This window comes from Microcoleus sp. PH2017_09_SFU_O_A (genome assembly GCF_020738625.1).
Lineage (GTDB): Bacteria > Cyanobacteriota > Cyanobacteriia > Cyanobacteriales > Microcoleaceae > Microcoleus.
In genome coordinates this window covers 1-3,925 of record NZ_JAEQCF010000164.1, presented here as the reverse complement: position 1 = coordinate 3,925, position 3,925 = coordinate 1, and the positions used below count along the sequence as shown (strand labels likewise).

3 protein-coding genes are annotated in these 3,925 nt (G+C 40.0%); 1 reads left to right on the top strand and 2 read right to left on the bottom strand.

The window, feature by feature from the left end:
* Positions 1 to 384: 384 nt before the first annotated feature.
* Complete coding sequence (locus JGK16_RS32180; protein WP_293180785.1) at positions 385 to 1,263, bottom strand: hypothetical protein; 879 nt, start codon at positions 1,261 to 1,263, stop codon at positions 385 to 387.
* Between the two features lie 300 nt (positions 1,264 to 1,563).
* Between JGK16_RS32180 and JGK16_RS32175 the strand changes: the two genes are divergently transcribed.
* The gene (locus JGK16_RS32175) at positions 1,564 to 2,934 is read left to right on the top strand and encodes an ATP-binding protein (RefSeq protein WP_293193929.1); all 1,371 of its coding nucleotides are present in this window, start codon (positions 1,564 to 1,566) and stop codon (positions 2,932 to 2,934) included.
* 75 nt (positions 2,935 to 3,009) lie between these two features.
* On the opposite strand, the gene JGK16_RS32170 is transcribed toward JGK16_RS32175, so the two are convergent.
* The gene (locus JGK16_RS32170) at positions 3,010 to 3,591 is read right to left on the bottom strand and encodes a Uma2 family endonuclease (RefSeq protein WP_293193930.1); all 582 of its coding nucleotides are present in this window, start codon (positions 3,589 to 3,591) and stop codon (positions 3,010 to 3,012) included.
* Between the last annotated feature and the right edge of the window lie 334 nt (positions 3,592 to 3,925).

The window sequence follows — 3,925 nt, the reverse complement described above, 5'->3', positions numbered from 1 at the left end:
TCTTGACTCCAGGCAAGTCTAATATATAGTCTAAATAAAAGTCCATGACAGTAAATGTATTGTTTGTTACATTATACACCATAAAGTCAGGAGAGCCAGGATTCTTTGGAACAAGTAATGCGCGAAGAAAATACTCCTAATTCATTACCTGTGATTACGATTGGAAATGCTGATAGATTACTGAATGATTCGGAATATCGAGAACGTTGTGTTGAGAGTCTAATAGAGATTGTGCTTGGTATTAATGGCTATATGGGTGTAAGTCGGCTTTTCATCCCATGAGGTTGGTCGAGATTGTTGAAGAAGTGCGATCGCAATTTGATTACCAATAGATATTGCGATCGCGCTTCTTCTGCTACTTATGAAGTTTGAATTTAATTTCAATTAATCAATTCTAGTAAACCTAATACCCCAAGCAGTAAATGTATTTGCATCTACAATACTTAGCTGATTTTCAGCAGAGCAACAAGCTGGTCTATCTGGCCAACCAGTCTTAAAAGTGACAGAAAAAGAACTACCCTTTGATACAGATTGGGGAATTGTTCCTTGAAAAGTTATATTTCCTGCTGGTACACAGTTATCACCTATAATCTTTTTGGCAACTAGAGAATTACCACTAACAGAAATCTGTACTTCTTCTGTTAATCCTCCTCTTTCACAAGTGTAACCATTTCCTCTCCATGTACCTACAAACATTTTACGCCAATATTCCTCTCTAATCTTTGCTGTGAAGTTCTGGCAGTTATTTCCGATTAGCTCGTATTTACCATCTCTTGGTTGAAGTACACATCGATCTGGAAGAATTCTACGGAACTCGCTCACAACTAAACGCACAATATTAGGATTATATTTCTCACGATCGATTGGCACGAAATTATTTACGTTACCCCCGTTAGGTTCTTTCCCACTGTTAAGTGAATTTTTGGAGTATTTGAACCTTCCTTCTGGACCAAAACCAATGTTATCAACTATCTCACCACTATCGCAGAAGAAGATATGTTCGTGGGAAAGTTCCGTATTTGTAATACCTTGTCCTGGTAATATATCTCCACCTGGTTTCCTTAGCTCTGGAGGAAGCCAGTAATTCAATAAACCCTGAACATTCCACGCACCAAAAAACACAGGCTGTTGAGCGAAGACTACATACTTACCACTCTGGAGGCATACTCTTTTGGAGGCAAGGGATTGTGCTTGGGCTGTACCTGAAAAGAACAGAGGAGACAAAAAGCCGAGTGTGGTCGCAATAATAGCCAATTTTTTCATAATGTTATTTCTCTTGACTATCCTCATTGTTCAGAAAAGTCATTAATTGGGCTTGAGCAAGAGCAGAATAATTTATATAGGTTATAAAACACTACTTCAACTTTATTGAATTCGATTGTGTTTTATTTTTATTCAATGATTATATTTTGTCGGTTTTAGCTTTGACAACTCAAAAGAGTCGGATTTAGTACCCAATTTTTCTAACCATCCCGAACCAATTTAGTAGGATTTGGTACAATTCAGTTGACAAAGTAGGATTTAGTAGGATATAGTACATTCAACCGCACTCAACCCAGACCCATGAATGTTGAAGATGTTGTAGAATGGGCGAATAATTCGATTTTTGACAAAACTGGAGAACATCTTACACCTATACAGGAAGCAATACTGATGGGTGTTTGGCAAAGACAAAAATATCCTCAAATCGCTAAAGACTTCCATTGTAGTGAATCTCACGTAAAAAAAGAAGCGGCTAAGTTATGGGAAAAGTTGCGTGAGGAATTAGGAGAAGACCTTAATAAATTAAATTTTCGTTCTAAGTTAGAGAAAAAGTATAGAGTTTCTCAAGCTTCCCAATTAGGTCACTGTTTATTACAAATTGATAATATTAACATCGGGGGTCAATTTATACAAACTATTGAAGATACAAAAATCAGATCGCCCAATCCCCCTAACTCTCCCCAAAATAAAAATCAATCCCCAATCATCGATTTAACAGACGCACCCGAATTAACAAGCTTTTATAACCGCACTTCCGAACTCTCCACCCTCAAACAATGGATTTTACAAGCCCACACCCGCTTGATAACCGTCTACGGCTTAAGTGGAATTGGCAAAAGCGCGATCGCCCTCAAACTCATCGAACAAATTCAAACCGAATTTGATTATATTATCTGGTTAAGCCTCGCTGACACACCCACACTTTCCACCCTCCAAACCGAACTCAAGCAATTTTTTGGGCGATCGCCACAACCCCCATTACCCACAATCATCGATTATTTCCGATCCTCTCGCTGTTTAGTAATCCTTGATGACGTACAAAATATTTTTAGTAGCAGTCAATTAGCAGGTCAATATTTAACAGGCTATGAAGATTACGGCAAATTTTTCAAACAAATTGCCACATCCTCTCATCAGAGTTGTTTAATCCTCCTCAGTTGGGAAAAACCCAGAGAAATTACTGCTTTAGAAGCACTAAACCGACCCGCACGAACATTACACCTCAAAGGCTTAGGAGAACAAGCCGCAGAAATTATCAGAGAAAAAGGATTAGCTGATGAGGAAAAATGGTCAGACTTGATCGCCTTTTATCAAGGACATCCTTCCTGGCTAAATATCATCGCTGCAACAATTTGGGAATTATTTGATGGTAGCGTTTCCCTGTTTTTAGCGGATGGAACAGATTTATTTTTAGGTGACTTAGAACCCCTTTTAGAATCTCACCTAGAGCGTTTATCAGACTCGGAAAAAAAGGCGTTCTACTGGTTAGCAAGTCAAGATGATGCGGTAGATATTTCCCACGCACCAGCAGATAGTGAATTATCCCGATCGCAATTGTGGCAAGCCATACAATCTTTAGCGCGGCGTGGCTTAGTGCAAAAAATGTTAGTAGGAGGGCGATCGCAATTTCAGATTAATCCTGTATTTAAAGAATATATTCAATCCAAGTAACATTCCACCCATTTATTTCTTAGTCTGCGGAGGCAGACTTTGTTTTTGTAGACGCGGTTTCAACCGCCGGGTTTGTTAAATCATCGATCGCACAAAAGCATTCACCGCATCATATTGATCCGCCATCCGCGAATAAAACTCGATCGATCGCAAATCCAACTCCGGCAAAAGTTCACTCTTACTAACCAACTCATACCCCGTAGAGCGCAAACAATAAACCGAAATTACCCCATCCTCCCAGAACCAAACCTCCTGCACACCCACCCGACGATAGATTTCCAGCGTATCAATTCCACCACTTGTCACTGTCACCTCGATCGCCAAATCTGGAACCGACTTGCGCGTACCCAAACAATAAGACTCATCTGGTTCTTTCCGTGCACCCAACTCCTTCATCCCGATAGTTGTACTACCGCGCCCATAGAAACGAATGTCTTTCGTCCGCATATACATTTCTAAAACCTGACCTAAAGTATTTTTAGGTTCTTCATGAGCATCAGAAAAAGAACCGATAATTTCTAAACACCCATCCAAATAAGTTAAACGCGCCCCAATGTCTGCCAAATCTGCATCCAACTTTTCCAGAGTCTCCCATGTCACGTTTGACAGAAAAGTCGCACCTGTACCCAATCCTGCTTTAGAAATTGCGACAACCATTTGACTTACCTTTTACGATCGCTTTTCCATAATATCTGAGATCTTGCACCATGCTCAATTAGCCTTTTACGAACAGGCAAGATGCCTGTTCCACAAAGACTCTATTTTCTTGTGGAACAGGCATCTTGCCTGTTGCTGACAATGCAAAGACTCTATTTTCTTGTGGAACAGGTATCTTGCCTGTTGCTGACAATGCTCGGTTTCAACCGCCGAGTTTGATTGTTCGCAAAAATATTTTTTCCCAAACAAAAAGCGCCCCTATTTCTAGGGGCGCTTTCTGTTTATCTCAAGCTAAAACTTAGCCGTTGATGGAAGGAGCAACCAAAGCAACTGG